Annotated in this window: 19 protein-coding genes; 9 read left to right on the forward strand and 10 right to left on the reverse strand. The window is 60.0% G+C overall.

All coding sequences use genetic code 11. The annotated features are described in order from the left end of the window. The first annotated feature begins 21 nt into the window (after window positions 1–21). Together QFW87_RS14885 and QFW87_RS14890 are read left to right on the forward strand one after the other, a co-directional pair. Entirely contained in the window at window positions 22–2,259 is a 2,238-nt protein-coding gene (locus QFW87_RS14885) for a TonB-dependent siderophore receptor (protein WP_283184226.1), read from the forward strand. A gap of 96 nt (window positions 2,260–2,355) precedes the next feature. Then, on the forward strand, window positions 2,356–2,562 hold the full coding sequence (locus QFW87_RS14890) for a hypothetical protein (protein WP_046054123.1): 207 nt from the start codon (window positions 2,356–2,358) through the stop codon (window positions 2,560–2,562). Between the two features lie 48 nt (window positions 2,563–2,610). On the opposite strand, the gene QFW87_RS14895 is transcribed toward QFW87_RS14890, so the two are convergent. The 5 genes from QFW87_RS14895 to QFW87_RS14915 all read right to left on the reverse strand — a co-directional run bounded on the left by QFW87_RS14895 (window position 2,611) and on the right by QFW87_RS14915 (window position 6,069). After that, window positions 2,611–3,102, reverse strand: a complete 492-nt coding sequence (locus QFW87_RS14895) for a GNAT family N-acetyltransferase (RefSeq protein ID WP_283184225.1) — start codon at window positions 3,100–3,102, stop codon at window positions 2,611–2,613. 113 nt (window positions 3,103–3,215) lie between these two features. Beyond that, entirely contained in the window at window positions 3,216–3,797 is a 582-nt protein-coding gene (locus tag QFW87_RS14900) for a DinB family protein (protein WP_283188100.1), read from the reverse strand. A gap of 16 nt (window positions 3,798–3,813) precedes the next feature. Further along, the gene (zapE, locus tag QFW87_RS14905) at window positions 3,814–4,932 is read right to left on the reverse strand and encodes a cell division protein ZapE (RefSeq protein ID WP_283188101.1); all 1,119 of its coding nucleotides are present in this window, start codon (window positions 4,930–4,932) and stop codon (window positions 3,814–3,816) included. 26 nt (window positions 4,933–4,958) lie between these two features. Next, window positions 4,959–5,300, reverse strand: coding sequence for a nuclear transport factor 2 family protein (locus QFW87_RS14910; protein ID WP_008069241.1), 342 nt, complete (start codon window positions 5,298–5,300; stop codon window positions 4,959–4,961). Window positions 5,301–5,352: 52 nt separating this feature from the next. After that, window positions 5,353–6,069 (reverse strand): YafY family protein, encoded by a 717-nt coding sequence (locus QFW87_RS14915; RefSeq protein ID WP_283184222.1) that lies wholly within the window; start codon window positions 6,067–6,069, stop codon window positions 5,353–5,355. Window positions 6,070–6,273: 204 nt separating this feature from the next. Here QFW87_RS14915 and QFW87_RS14920 point away from each other — a divergent pair, with 204 nt between their 5' ends. Continuing rightward, complete coding sequence (locus QFW87_RS14920) at window positions 6,274–7,326, forward strand: aldo/keto reductase (RefSeq protein ID WP_283188102.1); 1,053 nt, start codon at window positions 6,274–6,276, stop codon at window positions 7,324–7,326. A gap of 54 nt (window positions 7,327–7,380) precedes the next feature. On the opposite strand, the gene speB is transcribed toward QFW87_RS14920, so the two are convergent. Continuing rightward, a complete protein-coding gene (speB, locus tag QFW87_RS14925) occupies window positions 7,381–8,340 on the reverse strand; it encodes an agmatinase (protein WP_283188103.1) in 960 nt (319 codons plus the stop codon). 13 nt (window positions 8,341–8,353) lie between these two features. Next, window positions 8,354–9,445, reverse strand: a complete 1,092-nt coding sequence (locus QFW87_RS14930; protein WP_283188104.1) for a polyamine ABC transporter substrate-binding protein — start codon at window positions 9,443–9,445, stop codon at window positions 8,354–8,356. A 102-nt stretch (window positions 9,446–9,547) separates the two neighbouring features. On the opposite strand from QFW87_RS14930, the gene QFW87_RS14935 reads away from it, so the two are divergent. From QFW87_RS14935 to QFW87_RS14950, 4 genes are all read left to right on the forward strand, one after another. Then, a complete protein-coding gene (locus QFW87_RS14935) occupies window positions 9,548–10,441 on the forward strand; it encodes a LysR family transcriptional regulator (protein WP_283184219.1) in 894 nt (297 codons plus the stop codon). 122 nt (window positions 10,442–10,563) lie between these two features. Beyond that, window positions 10,564–12,036 (forward strand): nucleobase:cation symporter-2 family protein, encoded by a 1,473-nt coding sequence (locus QFW87_RS14940; RefSeq protein WP_283184218.1) that lies wholly within the window; start codon window positions 10,564–10,566, stop codon window positions 12,034–12,036. Window positions 12,037–12,093: 57 nt separating this feature from the next. Beyond that, window positions 12,094–12,567 (forward strand): LEA type 2 family protein, encoded by a 474-nt coding sequence (locus QFW87_RS14945; RefSeq protein WP_283188105.1) that lies wholly within the window; start codon window positions 12,094–12,096, stop codon window positions 12,565–12,567. Between the two features lie 27 nt (window positions 12,568–12,594). Beyond that, the gene (locus QFW87_RS14950) at window positions 12,595–13,140 is read left to right on the forward strand and encodes a GNAT family N-acetyltransferase (RefSeq protein WP_283188106.1); all 546 of its coding nucleotides are present in this window, start codon (window positions 12,595–12,597) and stop codon (window positions 13,138–13,140) included. Here QFW87_RS14950 and QFW87_RS14955 read toward each other — a convergent pair. Continuing rightward, window positions 13,133–14,053, reverse strand: coding sequence for a carbon-nitrogen hydrolase family protein (locus QFW87_RS14955; RefSeq protein WP_283188107.1), 921 nt, complete (start codon window positions 14,051–14,053; stop codon window positions 13,133–13,135). The two genes, QFW87_RS14950 and QFW87_RS14955, sit on opposite strands and share 8 nt — an antisense overlap. A gap of 85 nt (window positions 14,054–14,138) precedes the next feature. Here QFW87_RS14955 and QFW87_RS14960 point away from each other — a divergent pair, with 85 nt between their 5' ends. Next, a complete protein-coding gene (locus QFW87_RS14960; RefSeq protein ID WP_283188108.1) occupies window positions 14,139–15,074 on the forward strand; it encodes a LysR family transcriptional regulator in 936 nt (311 codons plus the stop codon). On the opposite strand, the gene QFW87_RS14965 is transcribed toward QFW87_RS14960, so the two are convergent. Then, window positions 15,049–15,300 (reverse strand): hypothetical protein, encoded by a 252-nt coding sequence (locus QFW87_RS14965; RefSeq protein WP_283184213.1) that lies wholly within the window; start codon window positions 15,298–15,300, stop codon window positions 15,049–15,051. The two genes, QFW87_RS14960 and QFW87_RS14965, sit on opposite strands and share 26 nt — an antisense overlap. 165 nt (window positions 15,301–15,465) lie before the next feature. Here QFW87_RS14965 and QFW87_RS14970 point away from each other — a divergent pair, with 165 nt between their 5' ends. Next, window positions 15,466–15,783: a DUF883 family protein gene (locus QFW87_RS14970; protein WP_123364977.1), complete on the forward strand. Its 318-nt coding sequence runs from the start codon at window positions 15,466–15,468 to the stop codon at window positions 15,781–15,783. A gap of 94 nt (window positions 15,784–15,877) precedes the next feature. Here QFW87_RS14970 and QFW87_RS14975 read toward each other — a convergent pair whose 3' ends face one another. After that, entirely contained in the window at window positions 15,878–16,918 is a 1,041-nt protein-coding gene (locus QFW87_RS14975) for an Ldh family oxidoreductase (protein ID WP_283188109.1), read from the reverse strand. Between the last annotated feature and the right edge of the window lie 200 nt (window positions 16,919–17,118).

The raw sequence follows: 17,118 nt of genomic DNA on the forward strand, positions 1-17,118 counted from the left end.
GAAGACAAGGAGTCGGCTGCGATGTTCGCGCCTATCACCCGTTCCATGACCTTTACCCTGGGCCTGTGCAGTGCCGCCCTGTGCCCCGATCTGCTGGCCGAAACCAGCCCTGATCAAGAACCCGGCCGCACCCTCGAACTGGGCGCCACCAATGTGACCGCTCAAGGTTTGGGCAGCACCACCGAAAACACCGAGTCGTACACCACCGGTGCCATGAGCACTGCGACGCGCTTGAACCTGTCGATCAAGGAAACGCCGCAATCGGTGTCCGTGGTCACGCGCCAGCAAATGGACGACTTCAAACTCGGCACGCTGTCCGAAGCCATGAGCCAGACCACCGGCGTGGTGGTTCAACACAACGATTCGGATCGGGTCAGTTATTCGTCCCGGGGTTACTCGATCACCAATTTCCAGATCGATGGCATGCTGAACACCTTCAGCTACATGAAGTCTGATTCCGATACCATCATCTACGACCGCATCGAAGTGGTTCGCGGTGCGACCGGCCTGACCACCGGCGCGGGCGACCCGTCGGCCACCATCAACATGGTGCGTAAACGGCCGACGGCGCAGTGGCAAGTCCAGACCGGTGTCAGCGGCGGCAGTTATGACGACTACTACAGTTATCTGGATGTCGGCGGCCCGCTGGCGTTCGACGGCCGCTTGCGCGGACGCAGCGTGCTGGCCTATCGCGACAGCGATTCGTTCCGCGACAAGTACCAGCAACAACGTGAAGTCGGCTACGGGATTCTTGAAGCCGACCTGACCGATGACACTGTGTTGGCCGTGGGTTACGACTATCAGAACAAACACGTCCAGGGCACGTCCTGGGGCACGGTGCCGTACTGGAACGCTGACGGTGGCAAGGCCAACCTCGGACGCTCCACCAACATGGCCACGTCGTGGAGTTCCTGGCCGCTCAAGGACAAAACCGCGTTCGCCACGCTGGAACACCAATTGGGTGCCGGCTGGCACGCCAAGGCCGCCTACACCCATCGCGAGAGCGACACCGACGGCAAGATCTACTACGGCGGCGGGGGGTTCCCTGAGGCAGATCGCAGTGGCATGAGCGCCAACGTCAGCCACATGCTCAGTACGCAAAAAATGAAGGCTTATGACTTCAACGTGGCCGGCCCTTACTCGCTGTTCGGACGGGAACACGAAATGATGATCGGCTATGGCGAGGCCGAGCGCCGGGAAGATTCCCCCTACATGGTGGACGGCCCCAGGGCGGCGGATTACGAAAGCATCCGCGACTGGAAATACATGGGCGACATCGCCAAGTTTCCCGACGCCGTCACCAACCTTTCAGGTTCAAAAGACAGTACCCGCCAGAAGGCCGGTTACCTGGCCACTCGCCTGAGTCTGACGGATGACCTGCACGCCGTATTCGGCAGTCGTTATGGCAGCTGGAAAGTGTCGAGCAAGACCAACAAGTACGACAACAACCTGCAACTGAGCAGCGTCGATGCGACAAGCCAGGAACACAACGACATGTGGACGCCCTACGCCGGGCTGCTCTACGACCTCACCCCCGAATACACGGCATACGTCAGCTACACCGACATTTTCAACCCGCAAGACAACCGCGACAGCAATCGCAAATACCTCGACCCGGTGGTGGGCAGCAACTATGAACTGGGGCTCAAGGGCAGCCTGCTTGAAGAACGTCTGAACCTCGCCACCGCGCTGTTCTGGAGCAAGCAGGACAACGTAGCCGAACTCGACGATTCGGTGCCACCAGACCCGGCGACCGGTGAGGAGTTCTTCAAGTCAGGCGGCAAAGGCAACAAGATTCAGGGTTTCGAAGCCGAGGTCTCGGGCGAGGTCATGGCCGGCTGGAACATGACGGCCGGCTACACCTACACCCACTCGGCCAATGGCGAGAAGAAACGCGCCAATACCAACCAGCCACTGAATATGTTCCGGCTCTCCACGGGCTATCGCCTGCCCGGCGACTGGCAGGCACTGACCGTGGGTGGCGCGGTGAACTGGCAGAGCGACGTGTTCCGGGCCGCCAGCCGCCCGGTGGGACGTAGTGCTGACGGTGCGGTGATCACCGAAAGGACGAACATCCAGCAGGCGGCCTACACCGTGGTCAAACTGATGTCGCGTTATGAGTTCGACAAGCACCTGTCCGCCTCGCTGAACGTCGATAACCTGTTCGACAAGAAGTATTACGACAACGTCGGGTTCTATAACGGTGTGTTTTGGGGTGACCCGCGCACGGTGACCCTTAGCCTGGACTGGACGCTCTAGGCGCAGGTCATTCCCATTTAACGGAATCGGCGGATAATGTCCCTTCGACATTGCTTCATGGACGAAAGGACCCGACAACTCGTAGTGGGGCACACCATGAAACGTACAACCATGATCCTCGCCGGCCTGATGATGTTCAGTTCAACCGCTGCATTTGCCGAAGGTGGTGCTGAACGCATGCGGTATTACTTTGAGAGCCTGCGGCTCAGCCAAGAGGCGAATCAAAGTAACGCCAGCAACACCGCTGAAATCAGGGTTCCGGATGATCAAACTGCGCAAGTGACAGAGCACTACAAACCTTAACGACAAAGGGCGTCCTGATGGACGCCCTTTTTCTTTGCTCGTATTACCTTAAAGCGCCTTGGTCCAGAACAGCATCCGACCGTGCGCCGGGTCGAACATGCCTGCGGCAAAACCGAACTTGCCATAGGACGCCTGAGCGACTGCATTACCTTCCAGCACCTCCAGTGTGATTTTGCAGCAACCGCGCTGGCGAGCGATATCCTCGACCTTTTGCAGCATTTTCTGGCTCAACCCCAAGCCGCGAAACTTTTTCACCACCGCCACATCGTGCACATTGACCAACGGCCGACAGGCGAAAGTCGAGAAACCTTCAAAGCAATTGACCAGCCCGGCCGGCTCGCCACCGACGAAGGCCAGAACGCTGAACGCGTGGGGACGTTTGGCCAGTTCCGCCGGCAGTTGCTTCAGCAAGTCGGCGGGCAAGGAGTGGCCGCCACCCATTGGGTCTTCGGCGTAAGCATTTAGCACCAGCCCAATAGCCTCGGCATGCAGCGGATTGGTGTAACTGGCCTGAAGCACAAGAATTTCTGCGGATTCCATTTCCACCCTCGTTTGCACATTAAGTTGCCCCAGCGCATCTCGCACTGAAGGGCCGACCGACAATATCGCGGGCACAGCCGTGTCGACAACCCGATCCTGCTGTAATTTTTCGCTCAAGCGCCCCAGATCAGCGCCTCGGTCCATCCCAGCTCGGCAAAATCCTCAGCCCTCAAGCCTGACTCACCGGCACAGAAAAACTCATCCAGTTGCGGTGGTTTGACCGAGGTGCCGCTGAGCATGGCGTGAACCTGCCCGCGATGATGAATCTGGTGCTCGAACAGATGGGACAGCAGGCGCAAGCGGCTGTCATGTTGCGGCGTGTCCCGGGCGATGGTCACGATCTTCCCCAGGTCTGCATCGCGCATTTGCTCGCAATAGGCGATCAGTCGAAGGTCCACCAGCGCTTGTTCGCGCTTGAGGTCTACTGCGTGCGTAAACGGCTCGTCCTGGTTGAAAAACACATAGCATTCGGGATGCGGGTCATCGCCGCGCAACTCCCGCTCCAGCGCATCCACATAAAACCAGTCGCAGGTCAGGATGTGATTGAGGGTAGCGCGCAGACTGGGAAAGAAGCTGACCCGCGGCGCCGCCAGATCGGCCGGGCTCAACTGGCTCCAGGCCTTGGCGAGGCGATGATTGGCCCAAGCGCTCTGATAGGCCATGGTCAGCATATGGTGCGACAAAGGCTGATTCATGTTCGCGGCTCCTTGTTCAAGCTTCGGCGAAACGTTGCAGCTGCATTTCCTGTAAACGGCTGAGGGTGCGGCGGAACGGAAACTCCAGATAACCCTCGGTGTACAACGATTCCATGGGCACCTGCGCTTCGAGGCACAGCGGCACCTTACGGTCGTAGCACTCGTCCACCAGGGCGATGAAACGCCGTACACCGTCGTCATGCACCGACAATTGCGGCAGCTCGCGATCGCCCGCCGCCACCCGCTCGACGCCGTCTTCAGTGCCTCGGGCGATGCGCCCCTCGCGCTTTCGCGCGCTGAGGTTGGGCACGTCACTCAACAGAATAGCGCTGAAGGTGTCGCACAGGGCGATGAAATCCATGGCGGCAAAAGGCTGCTCACAGAGATCGGCGTAACGAGCCCAGAGTACGGTTGGACTGGCCTGCACGACATTGAGTGAGCGGTAGCCGACCTTGATCGGATCACTGGACACCGACTGGCCGACGGTCAATGCCTTGAACACTTCACCCAGAGCGCTGGGTTGCCCCGGTGCCGCCACCCAGTACCGTTGCAAACCTTTGCCTGGGTGCAGGCGATGATCTTCGCCACCCTCCACCGCAATCACCTGCATATGTTTCTTGATGGCTTCGATGGCGGGCACGAACCGGTCGCGATTAAAGCCATCGGCGTACAACTGATCCGGTGGCTGATTGGAGGTGCAGACCACCACCACGCCCTGCTCGAACATCACCTGAAACAAACGCCCGAGAATGATGGCGTCGCCGATGTCGTTGACGAACAGTTCGTCAAAACACAGTACCCGCACTTCCTCGCTCAGTTCGCGAGCCAGCGCCTTCAACGGGTCGGCGGTGCCGGTCAGTTGAAACGAACGCTGATGCACCCAGCCCATAAAGTGGTGAAAGTGTTGGCGACGGGCCGGGACCTTCAGGCTTTGGTAAAACTGGTCCATCAACCAGGTCTTGCCGCGCCCGACCGGGCCCCAGAGGTACACGCCAGTGACCGGCGCGCGCCCTTCATGCAGCGCCTCGTAGCATTTCTGCAGCGCCCACACGGCATGTTCCTGGGCTTCGTCCTGGACGAAGCCCTTCTGTTCGATGGCGTGTTGCCAGGCGCTTAAGGGGGAGTCGATATTCATGCGCGGCAGTATGCCACGCGGCCTGGTTAGAGAGAGATGTCTAGCCGGGCTATCTTGCCCTGTTCATTCAGGCGAAACATGTAGCGCAATTCCAGAGGGCTGCCCGGAAACGTTCCGGAGATCAGGTTATGCACCAGCACCTTGCCGGTGCGTAGTTGGACGTCGAGTACTTCGACCCGTGGCTGGTAACGCTGGGCGGTGTCTTGCATCCATTGCGCGATGGCGTGAGTGCCGACCTGGTGCTGGCCTTCATCGAACACATTGGCATCCTCAGCGAAAAAACTGGCGACCCGCGAGGTGTCGCGGGCATTGGCCGCAGCAATGTAGGCGGCGATGGCGGGTGCCAGTGAAGAGGCGGGATTGGACATGGTTACGGCTCCTTGTTTGTTGATTCTGGAGCCATGCTAAAACAAGCCTGTGTCAGTTCTTGTCAGGAGTGAAGCGCCCTGCTTCGTCCAGTTGCATCTGCTTGCGCCAGGTGCGCAACAGGTCGCTGCGCCGCCCCGGATAACGCTCGCCCTGCTCGTTCGCTGCCGAGATCCGGTCGGTACGAAAGGTGCGGTAGGCGCTACGCAACTCGCACCAGGCGACGATGATTCGCACCTCGTTCAGAAACCCCAGAGCCAGAGGCCAAATCAGCCGCTGACTCGGCACCTGGTTGGCGTCCGCGTAATCGATGTGCAGCTTGGCCTGATCGCGAATGGCCTGGCGAAACACATTCAGTGGCACCGCGTTGGGCGCAAAGCCATAGCCGGGCGGCCCCGGTAACACCGTCGGGTTGCGTAACGCGTCCAGCGCTTCAGGCGCCAATACCGCGGCAATCTTGGCCAGCGCATCCGCCGCCGCCTTGCTCAACACCTCATCCCCGCGCTGATCCACATAGCGCAACCCCAGCACGATGGCTTCGGTTTCATCGGCGTTGAGCATCAACGGCGGCAGAAACAAACCGCTGCGCAGCACATAGCCGATCCCCGCTTCGCCGTAGATTGGCGCGCCGAGGGCGGTAAGTTCGGCGATGTCGCGGTACAGCGTACGCTCGGAAATCTCCAATTCGCCGGCAAGCGTCGCCGCGGTCACCGGACGACTTTTGCCGCGCAGCAATTGCAACAAGGTCAGTAAACGAGTGGTACGCGACACGATCGGCAGGCTCTGTCCGTAAAAGTTGTCGGAGCTTAGCAGAGGACCCTGTCAGAAAGTGGCAGTAGCGATGGCGCCGGTGGTCGGCCCTTCTCTCGCGAATGAAAAAGCGCCTTGACGTCAAATATTACCAGCATCATATTAAATACATGTCGCTAGACATTTATATTCGACCCCAACGTTTTTTCCTTCAGGAGTCACCCCATGCATTACAAAGTCTTCGGCCGCAAAACCGGCTTGCGGGTCTCGGAACTGGCGCTGGGCGCCGGTAACTTCGGCACCGGTTGGGGTCATGGTGCCGAACGCGACGAGGCCAAACGCATCTTTGATGGCTACCTGGAGGCCGGCGGCAATTTCATCGACACCGCCAACGGCTATCAGGCGGGCCAGTCGGAAGCCATGCTCGGCGAGTTCATCGCAGCGGAACGGGATCGCCTGGTCATCGCCACCAAATACACCCTGGGGACCACGCCGGCTGCGGGCATTTCCCACACCGGCAACAACCGCAAGAACATGGTTCGCGCCGTGGAAGAAAGCCTGAAACGACTCAACACCGACCACATCGACCTGTTCTGGGCCCACATGAGCGATGGCGTGACGCCGATGGAAGAAATTCTGCGCGGTTTCGACGATCTGGTGCGCGCTGGCAAAATTCACTACGCCGGGCTGTCAAACTTCCCGGCGTGGCGCATTGCTCGGGCCGATTTGCTGGCCGAGATTCGCGGGTTCTCACCGCTTGCTGCGATTCAGGTGGAATACAGCCTCGCTGAACGCACGGCCGAACGTGAACAACTGCCGATGGCCGAAGCCTTGGGCCTGGCCGCTACGTTATGGTCACCATTGGGTGGCGGGTTCCTCACTGGCAAGTACCGCACCAACGATGGCGACAACCGCGCCGCCAAACTCGGCATGCTGATCCACGCCGAGAAAAGCGCCCGTGAAACCGCCCTGCTCGACACCTTGCTGGCCGTCGCTGAAGAATTGGGCGCCAGCCCGACGCACGTCGCCATAGCCTGGCTGCGGGAAAAAGCCAAGCGTTCGACCACGGCGCTGATTCCGATTCTCGGCTCGCGCACCCGTGAACAACTGGATGCGACCTTGGGTGCTTTGGATGTGCAATTGAGTGCCGATCAACTGTTGCGGCTTGATGGGGCCAGTGGTGTGGAGATGGGCGTGCCCCATGAATCCATTGCCGGGTCGATGGCGCGATTTACCGGGGCTGAAACCCTGGATCTGCCAATCATCCCCGTCGCCTGACACAGATCGAAATGTGGGATCGCCGCACCGCCGCTCCCACATTTTTCTTGTGTGTTACCGGTCGACCTTATGCTTCGCTGCATAGAGGCACAGCATTTCCATCGCCAACGTCGCCGCCGCCAGTGAGGTAATGTCCGCGCTGTCGTAGGCCGGCGCCACTTCCACGACGTCCATTCCCACCAGATTGATCCCGCGCAAACCACCGAGAATTTCCAGCGCCTGCACCGTACTCAAGCCACCGCACACCGGCGTTCCGGTGCCTGGAGCGAAGGCCGGATCAAGGCAATCAATGTCGAACGTCAGGTACACCGGGTTATCACCGACCCGCGCCCGAATGGCCTCGACAATCTCATCAACACCACGTCGATGCACTTGTCGCGCATCCAGCACCTGAAAGCCCTGGTGATCGTCATTGGTGGTGCGCAACCCGATCTGCACCGAACGCGACGGATCCACCAACCCTTCCTTGGCCGCGTGCCAGAACATCGTGCCGTGATCGACGCGCTTGCCGTCTTCGTCCGGCCAGGTGTCGCTGTGGGCGTCGAAGTGGATCAACGACAGCGGACCATGTTTGCGCGCATGGGCCTTGAGCAGCGGATACGTGATGAAGTGATCCCCGCCGAACGTCAGCATCGCGCTACCGGCGTTGAGAATGTGTTCGGCATGGGCTTCAATGCTTTCCGGCACCGACTGCGGTGTGCCGTAATCGAAGTCGCAATCGCCGTAGTCGATGACCGCCAGATGCTCGAACGGGTCGAAGGCCCATGGCCAGTGGCGTTCCCAGGCAATCCCGGTGGACGCGGCACGAATGCCACGTGGTCCGAAACGCGCACCGGGACGGTTGCTGGTGGCGGTGTCGAACGGGACACCGCTGACCGCAACGTCGACGCCGCGCAAGTCGCGACTGTAGCGACGACGCATGAAACTGGTGATACCGGCGTAGGTACTTTCGGCGGCAGTGCCGTAGAGGCTGTCGCGGGTCATGGCCTGATCGTTTTGCATCGGGACGTCCATCTCAGGTTCCTTATTATTGGCGGCTACGGAAAGTGGTCCACAAGCGAGTGCGTTGACGCAGGTCCTTCAGGCTCATGCTGCGGTCGGCGTACAGCCGGTCACGCACGTCAGCCAGTGGGTAGATGTCCGGATCGGTGCGCACGGCCTCATCCACCAGCGGTGTTGCCGCCTGGTTGGCTGTCGCGAAGAAAAGTGTGTTGGTCAGTGCTGCGACGGATTCCGGGCGCAGCATGAACTCGATGAAGGCGCGGGCGGCTTCGGGGTGTGGGGCGTCCTTGGGGATCGCCAGGTTGTCCTGCCAGACCAGCGTGCCCTCTTTCGGAATCCGGTACGCCACTTCGAACGGCTTGTTGGCCTTGCGCGCCTGATCAGCGGCCATGCTGGCGTCACCGTTGTAGGTCAACGCCAGGCATACGCTGCCATTGGCCAGATCGCTGATCTGCCGACCGGTCGCGACGTACAGCACATTGGGTTGCAGCTGATGCAACAGCGCCTCGGCGGCTGACAGATCAGCCTTGTCAGTGCTGTAAGGATTTTTACCCAGGTAATGCAGCGCCAGGCCGATCACTTCCTGAGGCGAATCGAGAATGGCAATGCCGCAATCTTTCAGTTTGCCGGCGTACTCAGGCTTGAACAGCAGGTCCAGGCTGTTGAGCGGCACGTCCGGCAAACGCTGCTTCACGGCTTCGACATTCATCCCCAAACCCAGTGTGCCCCACGTATAGGGCACGCCATAACGGTTGCCGGGGTCGACGGCGGCGAGTTTTTCCAGCAAATCCGGATCGAGGTTGGCGTAACCCTTGAGGCCTTCGTGGGGAATCTCTTTCAACGCACCGGCTGCCAGTCCACGGGCCAGCACACTGGAAGACGGCACGACCACGTCATAACCGCTGCCACCAGTGAGCAACTTGGTTTCGAGCACCTCCGAGGAATCGAACGTGTCGTAGCGCACGTGGATACCGGTTTCCTGCTCGAAACGCTGCAAGGTTTCAGGCGCTACGTAATCGGACCAACTGTAGAGATTCAGGACTTTTTCCTCGGCCTGGGCCGATACGGCCATGGCGAGGAACAGCGTGGGGAAACACAGCTTGAACATGGGACCCATGACGGAACACCTGACCAGATGAAGTGGATGCAGAATGCGCCGTCGGATACATTGGAAAAATACCAAGTTAGTTATCCTGACTTTATCCGAGAGTAATGTTTGATGCTCAGCCAACTCCACGATCTCGATCTGCAACTGCTGCGCCTGTTCGTCAACGTGGTGGAGTGCGGCGGCTTCAGCGCGGCTCAGGGGGAGTTGGGCTTGAGCCAGTCGAGCATCAGCCAGCAAATGGCCAAACTGGAAACCCGACTCGGCTATCGCCTGTGCAGTCGCGGCAAAGGTGGTTTCAAGATCACGCCCAAGGGCGAACAACTGCTCAGCGCGACTCGCAGCCTGTTCGAGTCCATCGAAGCCTTCCGCCATCAATCCAATGGTGTGGCCGGGCGCTTGATCGGCGAGGTTCGTTTGGGGCTGTCCGAAGCGCTCGATCAATCCGTGTTGCAACGAGTAGCCGATGCGATCCGACGCTTTCGTGAACGGGACGAATCGGTACGCATCGAGTTGATCAGCGCCATGCCCGGCGAAATGGAACGGTTGCTGCTGCAACAACGACTGGACCTGGCGATCGGCTATTTCTCACAAGTGCAAAGCGCTTTTGACTACCGCGAACTGTTTACCGAAACCCAGCACCTGTATTGCGCCGCAGGACATCCGCTATTCACTAATGACGCACCTGACGATCTAGCGCTCCAGGCTTGCGATCGGGTCGATCACCCTTATCGCTTCCTGCGCAGCGACGAGCCCTTCCAGGGGAAGATGTGTTCGGCGCGCTCGGAGCAAGTCGAAGGCACCCTCGCCTTCATTCTTTCCGGCAAGCACGTCGGTTATTTGCCCAGCCACTTTGCCCGCAGCTGGGAAGACAAAGGATTGCTGCGCGCCGTGCGCCGTGCCGATATGAGTTTCGACGTGGCGTTTCATCTGGCCCGCCATCGCGCCCAAGTGCCGGGGGATGCGCAGAAAGCCTTTGAAGAGGATCTACTCGCGGCGTTCGCTTGATGAGCATTCCCACGCGGGAGCGTGGGAACGATCAGTACGTTGTGCGTTGCCCTCGATGCCCGCTGCTGGCATCCTGCGCCTCCATTTTCTGACCCGGCCCGCCTTCTGGCACGCACACCACCATGACCGCCTCTGAAAAAGCCCCTGCCCCACGCAATAACGACCTGATTTACGGCCTCGACGACCGTCCGCATCTGACCGCCACCGTCTTCGCTGCGCTGCAACATGTACTCGCCAGTTTCGTCGGCATCATCACTCCGACCCTGATCATGGGGGGCGCCCTCGGTCTGCAAAGCGAAGTGCCGTACCTGATCAGCATGGCGCTGTTCGTCTCGGGACTGGGCACGTTTGTTCAGGCACGACGTTTCGGCCCGATCGGTTCCGGCCTGCTGTGTTTGCAAGGCACCAGCTTCTCATTCATCAGCGTGATTCTCAGTGCCGGTTTCATGGTCAAGGCCCGGGGTGGCGGCACCGATGAGATCCTGTCGACGATCTTCGGTGTGTGCTTTTTCGCCGCCTTCATCGAAGTGGTGTTGAGCCAGTTCATCGGCAAATTGCGGATGCTGATCACCCCGGTGGTGACCGGCACGATCATCACGCTGATGGGCCTGTCGCTGATCAAAGTCGCCATGACCGACATCGCCGGCGGCTTCGGTGCGGCAGACCTCGGCGCGGCCAGTCATCTGGCCCTGGCGGCCTTGGTACTCGGAACGATTGTGCTGTTGAACCGGGTCGATGTGCCGTTCCTGCGCCTCGGTGCAATCGTCATCGGCCTGACCCTCGGCTATGTCGTGGCCTGGCTGATGGGTGACGTCAACTTCGCCAGTCTGCCCGACGTACCGCTGATGAGCGTACCGGTGCCGTTCAAGTACGGCTTTAACTTCGATTGGGTGGCGTTTGTACCAGTGGCAGTGATTTTCCTGGTGTCGCCGCTGGAAGCCGCTGGTGACTTGACCGCCAATTCGATGATTTCCCGGCAGCCGGTCAAAGGCCCGATCTACCTCCGCCGGATCAAGTCCGGTCTGCTCGCCGACGGCCTGAACTCAGCCATGGCCGCCGTGTTCAACAGCATGCCGATGGTGACCTTCGCCCAGAACAACGGCGTGATTCAGCTCACCGGCGTGGCCAGCCGCTACGTGGCGTTCTTCATTGCCGGTTTGTTGGTGCTGCTGGGGTTGTTCCCGATGATCGGTGCAGTGCTGCAACTGATGCCGAAACCGGTACTCGGTGGCGCTGAACTGGTGATGTTCGGCACCGTCGCCGTCGCCGGGATCAAGATCCTCGCCGAAGCCGGCCTGCACCGGCGCAACATGCTGATCGTGTCGATTTCGCTCGGCATGGGCCTGGGTGTCGCGGCGGTTCCGGAAGTGCTGCGCGAGTTGCCGAAGGCGCTGCACAACATCTTCGAATCGCCGATCACCGTCGGCGCGTTGTGCGCTATCGTGCTGAATATCTTCCTGCCCGAAGAGTTCATTGAGCTGGAAGAGGACGATTTCGATCCGGAAGCCTCGATCCTGCGGGTCATGGAAAACCCGGATATCCCGGCCAAGGGTGAACCCGTCTCGCCGGCAACTGTCGCACCCTTGAACCGCTAGAAAATGCTCGAGGCCGAGCCACTGGCGGTTCGGCCTTTTCTTCAAGAGAGCACATTCATGCGCAGTGTCCACGCCGTTATCCTTTCCCTGCTTTTGCTCTCCCTGAGCGCCTGTGCCCTGCTGCCCAATCGCGACCCGCTGAACATCAATGTCGTCGGCTTCGAGCCGTTGCAAAGCCAGGACATGGAAGTACGCTTTGCCGTGAAAATACGCGTACAAAACCCCAACGAAACCGCCATCAATTACAACGGCGTGGCCCTGGACCTGGAGGTTAATGGCCAGCCACTCGCCTCTGGCGTCAGCGATCAATCGGGCTCGATTGCACGCTTTTCCGAAACCGTGCTGACCGTTCCGGTAAGTGTTTCGGCGTTCTCCGTGCTGCGCCAGACACTGGGACTGAGCAAAACCCAAACCCTCGACAACCTGCCCTACGTCCTGCGCGGCAAACTCGCGGGCGGCTTATTCGGCACGATGCGTTTCGTGGACAGTGGCAAACTCAGCCTGCCAACGTCGACGACCGGCACCTGGTAAGTCACGACTCAAGGAACGACAAAGAACATGGAAGCCACACCCACGATCTACACCGAACGTTTAATCCTGCGCCCGCTGGAACTGGCCGACGCCGAAGCCATCCAGCAACAGTTCCCGCACTGGGAAGTGGTGCGTTATCTGAACGCCTTGGTTCCTTGGCCGTACCCTGCTGATGGCGCACTGACCTATCTGCGTGACATCGCTTTGCCGGCGATTGCCGTCGGCAAAGAGTGGCACTGGTCGATTCGTTTGAAGTCGGCGCCGGAGCGACTGATCGGCAATATCAGCCTGATGGAAGAGCAGGACAACAACCGCGGCTTCTGGCTCGGGCCAAAATGGCAAGGCCAGGGCTTGATGACCGAAGCCAGTGCGGCGGTCACCGAGTACTGGTTCGGAACCCTCGGCCGATCCGTGATGCGGGTACCGAAAGCAGCGCCCAACCTCGGCTCGCGCAAACTCTCGGAACGCACCGGTATGCGCTTGATCCGCAGCGATGAGGGCGACTTCGTCAGCGGGCGATTCCCCAAAGACCTCTGGGAAATCACCTGTGAAGAGTGGCGTGCTCTCAGATAAATCGAACACCCGGCTTGGCCCGCTCATCCACCGTCAACTCAAACACGTCCGGGCGCGCGTAGTGGCCGACCACGTCGTAGTCGTAACGGGCGCGGACCAAGTCATCGGTGTCGATTTCTGCGCTGAGCAAACCGGCGCTGTCACGCAGAGGTCCTGCCAGAATATTGCCCATCGGCCCGACGATCACGCTGCCCCCGGCAATCAATGCCCGGTCCGCCGGCCAGTTGGCGATCTCCACGCCCAAGGCGTGCGGCGAATCCTGAACCTGACAGGCGCTGACCACAAAGCAGCGTCCTTCATGGGCGATATGGCGCATGCTGATCTGCCACATTTCCCGCTCGTCCACCGTTGGCGCGCACCAGACCTCCACGCCTTTGGCGTACATCGCGGTGCGCAGCAGCGGCATCATGTTTTCCCAGCAAATCACTGCGCCGATCCGCCCGACCTGACTGTCGATCACCGGCAACGTCGAGCCATCGCCTTTGCCCCAGATCAACCGCTCGGTGCCGGTGGGCATCAGTTTGCGGTGCTTGGCGACCAGCCCGGTCTGCGGATCGAAATACAACGCGGTGCAGTACAACGTGCTACCGGCGCGCTCGATGACACCGATCACCAGGTTGGCGCCGGTGCGCGCTGACAGCCCGGCCAACGCTTCGGTTTCCGCGCCGGGCACATCGATCGCATTGGCGAAATACCGGGCAAAGGCTTCACGACCTTCCGGCAGTCGATAACCCAGTTGGGTACCGAAGCCTTCGCCTTTGGGGTAACCGCCGAGCAACGCTTCGGGCATGACGACCAGCGCAGCCCCGGACTCAATAATCGCGCTTTCCCAGGCTAGGATCTGTTCCAGGGTCTCGGCTTTGCCGCCGGGTAAAGAGCCGATTTGCAGTGCAGCAACGATTGACTTTGGCATCGCAGTAACTCCGAAAGCAATGAGGTGTTGCTCATTCTCCGGCGCCACGGGATCATCAATAAAGCCCCACTCACTGCTGAATGATATGAACCAGATGAATATCGCCACCGTTGATCTCAACCTGCTGAAAGTCTTCGAAGCGCTGCATGAAGAGTCCAGCGCCAGCCGGGCCGCGTTGCGTCTGGGCGTGACGCAATCAGCAGTCAGCGCTGCACTGCGAAGGCTTCGCGAGGTGTATAGCGATCAGTTGTTCGTGCGCACCGGCCGCGGACTCGCACCCACGCTCAAGGCTAACCAGTTGAAACCGGTGGTCAGCGATGCCTTGAATAAATGCCGGCAGAGCCTGGCAATGGTCGATCCGGCCGCCCACCATTACGAGGGGCGCTCGGTGACCGTGGGTATGTCCGATGATTTCGAAATCGCTTATGGGCGCCGGCTGATCGAGGAAATCGCCCGCGTCGCGCCGAAGCTGCGGCTGATCTTTCGTCAGACCCACAGCCAGATCGTCGCCCAGGCGTTGATGGAACGCAGCATTGATCTGGCGATCACCGCAGGTGGGTTTGCCGAGCGCTTGCTCAGCCGTCAGGTGCTGGGAGAAGGCGGTTATCTGTGCCTGGTGGACCCGATGAGCCTGGCCGAGGGACAGCAGACCCTCAGCCTTGATGAGTTCGTCTCCCGCGAGCACATTCTGGTGTCGTCGGGCGGCTTTATCGGGATCACCGATGAGGGGTTGGCGGCGCTGGGGTTGAGTCGGCGGGTATGCGCTTCGACCACACACTTTGCCGCATTACCGCACTTGCTCAAGGGCAGTCAGGCCGTGGCGACCATTCCGGCCCATGCGGCCCAAAGCATTGCGGCGCTCAGCGGACTGGCACTGCTGCCCTGCCCTCTGGCGTTGCCGCGTTACCCGATCGAACTGGGCTGGCGCACCAGTACGCAGCTCGATCCGGTGGTGCTGAAAGTGCGGGAAGCGATTGTTGCGAGTTTTACGAGCGCTACTTGGCAGTCATCAGGCGATTGACTTCACTGCGCACCATGTTCGCGAATTCCGGGGGCGACATGCCGTCAAGTTCGGCACGGACCCACTCCGCCCATTTGCCTTTGCGCTTGGCGCGTTCACCGAACAATCGTGCGGCCTCGCCCTTGGACTTGCCCAGGTTGCTTTGCCATAGATCGAACAGACGGGATTTCTCATCTTCAAGCGCAGCGCGCTCGGCAAGGGGTTTGTCGGCCAGATTGAAGCTCATGGGAGTTACCTGCTGCGTAAAATAGGCGACATCTTACACTGTAGGAAGAAATGTCCGACTCAGGATTTTTCGTCAGGGTCGGGTCAACGCGAAAATCCACTGCAACTTTTTCGCTGACGACAGACTCCACTGTTCACTGTCCATTTATCTGCAAGGAGTACCTCAATGGCCCGGAAAACCGCCGCACAAGTCGCCGAAGACCAGATCAAGGATCAAGCCTTCAGCGAACTTCAGGCTCTGATCGAAGAGTCGGAAAAGCTGCTCAAAAGCAGTGCCTCGCTCGTCGGAGAGGAAGCAGACACACTTCGTGGGCAGATCGCCCAGAAACTTCAGCAGGCTCGGGACTCCGTCACCAGCGTTCGTGACCGGACCAAACCTGCGGTCGAAGCCACTGAAACCTACATCGGTGGTCATCCGTGGCAAACCGTGGCGATCTCTGCCGGTTTCGGCCTGGTAGTCGGGTTGTTGCTGGGTCGGCGTTAAGCGACCCCGTTTTAATCAGTACCCAGCAAAAAGGCGAGCACGCAGCTCGCCTTTTTCATGCCCGGCTTTTATGCAGACTGAGAGTATGCAGGACTCAGAGCCCGGCCAATTCCCGCAAACTCGCCAACGTCTGAGCGTCGAGCCGGATGCCTTCGGTGCTGGACTTGGCCCGTTGTTGGTGACGTCGATCCCCCGGCAAACGCTTGAGCCCCACACCGTGCATCTGCCGGACCAGTTCCTGACTGCGCTCGGTAAAGTTCTGCCCGGCCGCCTTGCTCGGATCGATCACGATCAACAGTTGGCCCGTCCACGGCGTCTTGGCGCCCGGATGGTTCGACCAATCGAACTCGAAGGAAAAATTGCCGCCGGTCAACGCCGCCGCCAACAGCTCGACCATCATCGACAGCGCCGAACCTTTATGGCCGCCAAACGGCAGCAACGCGCCGCCCTCAAGAATCGCTTTCGGGTCCTGGGTCGGCTGGCCGAGACCATCCACCCCCATGCCTGGCGGCAAACGCTCGCCCTTGCGTGCGGCGATCTGCACATCGCCATGGGCAATGGCGCTGGTTGCCAGGTCGAAGACAATCGGATCACCGTCAGCCCGAGGGGCGGCGAAAGCAATCGGGTTGGTCCCGAACAGCGGACGATCGGCGCCGTGCGGCACCACGCAGGTCATGCTGTTGACCACGCTCAGCGCCACCAGGCCTTCATAGGCGAAGGGCTCGACATCCGGCCACAAGGCGGCGAAATGGTGGGAGTTACGAATCGCCAGCACCGCAATGCCGGCACTGCGGGCCTTTTCCACCAGCAAGGCGCGTGCTGCTGCGAGGGCCGGCTGGGCGAAACCATTACCGGCGTCGACCCGGACAAAGCCCGAAGCCACGTCCTCGACCACCGGCACGGCCTGGCCATTGACCCAGCCGCTCTGGAGCGTCGACACATAACCGGGAATGCGGAATACGCCATGACTATGGGCGCCATCGCGTTCGGCGCCGGCGCAGTTGAGGGCCAGTGTTCTGGCCACCTCGGCGGAGGTGCCATGGCGCTGAAAAATCTGCTCAAGCAAAAGAACGAGCGCGTCGAAATCGAGCATTTGAGTGTTCGAACGGACGGCCACTTCGGGCGTTGCGGTCATCTGAAGCTCCAGTTTTATTATTGAGTACGGGCAACAGGGTGAAGCGAGGTTGCAGGGCAACCCAAAACAATTGTCGATTAAGCGCTGTTTTACCGGCGTCCTGTCAAGTCTCGACAGCCTGTTCGGATCAAGCAATATGTACCGCACCCGAGCCTTCCACTGACCGTACTGTTTTTCCTCAATCCAACAGCCTGCGATTA

It is taken from the genome of Pseudomonas sp. PMCC200344 (genome assembly GCF_030053095.1).
In the GTDB taxonomy this organism is placed as follows: Bacteria; Pseudomonadota; Gammaproteobacteria; order Pseudomonadales; family Pseudomonadaceae; genus Aquipseudomonas; species Aquipseudomonas svalbardensis.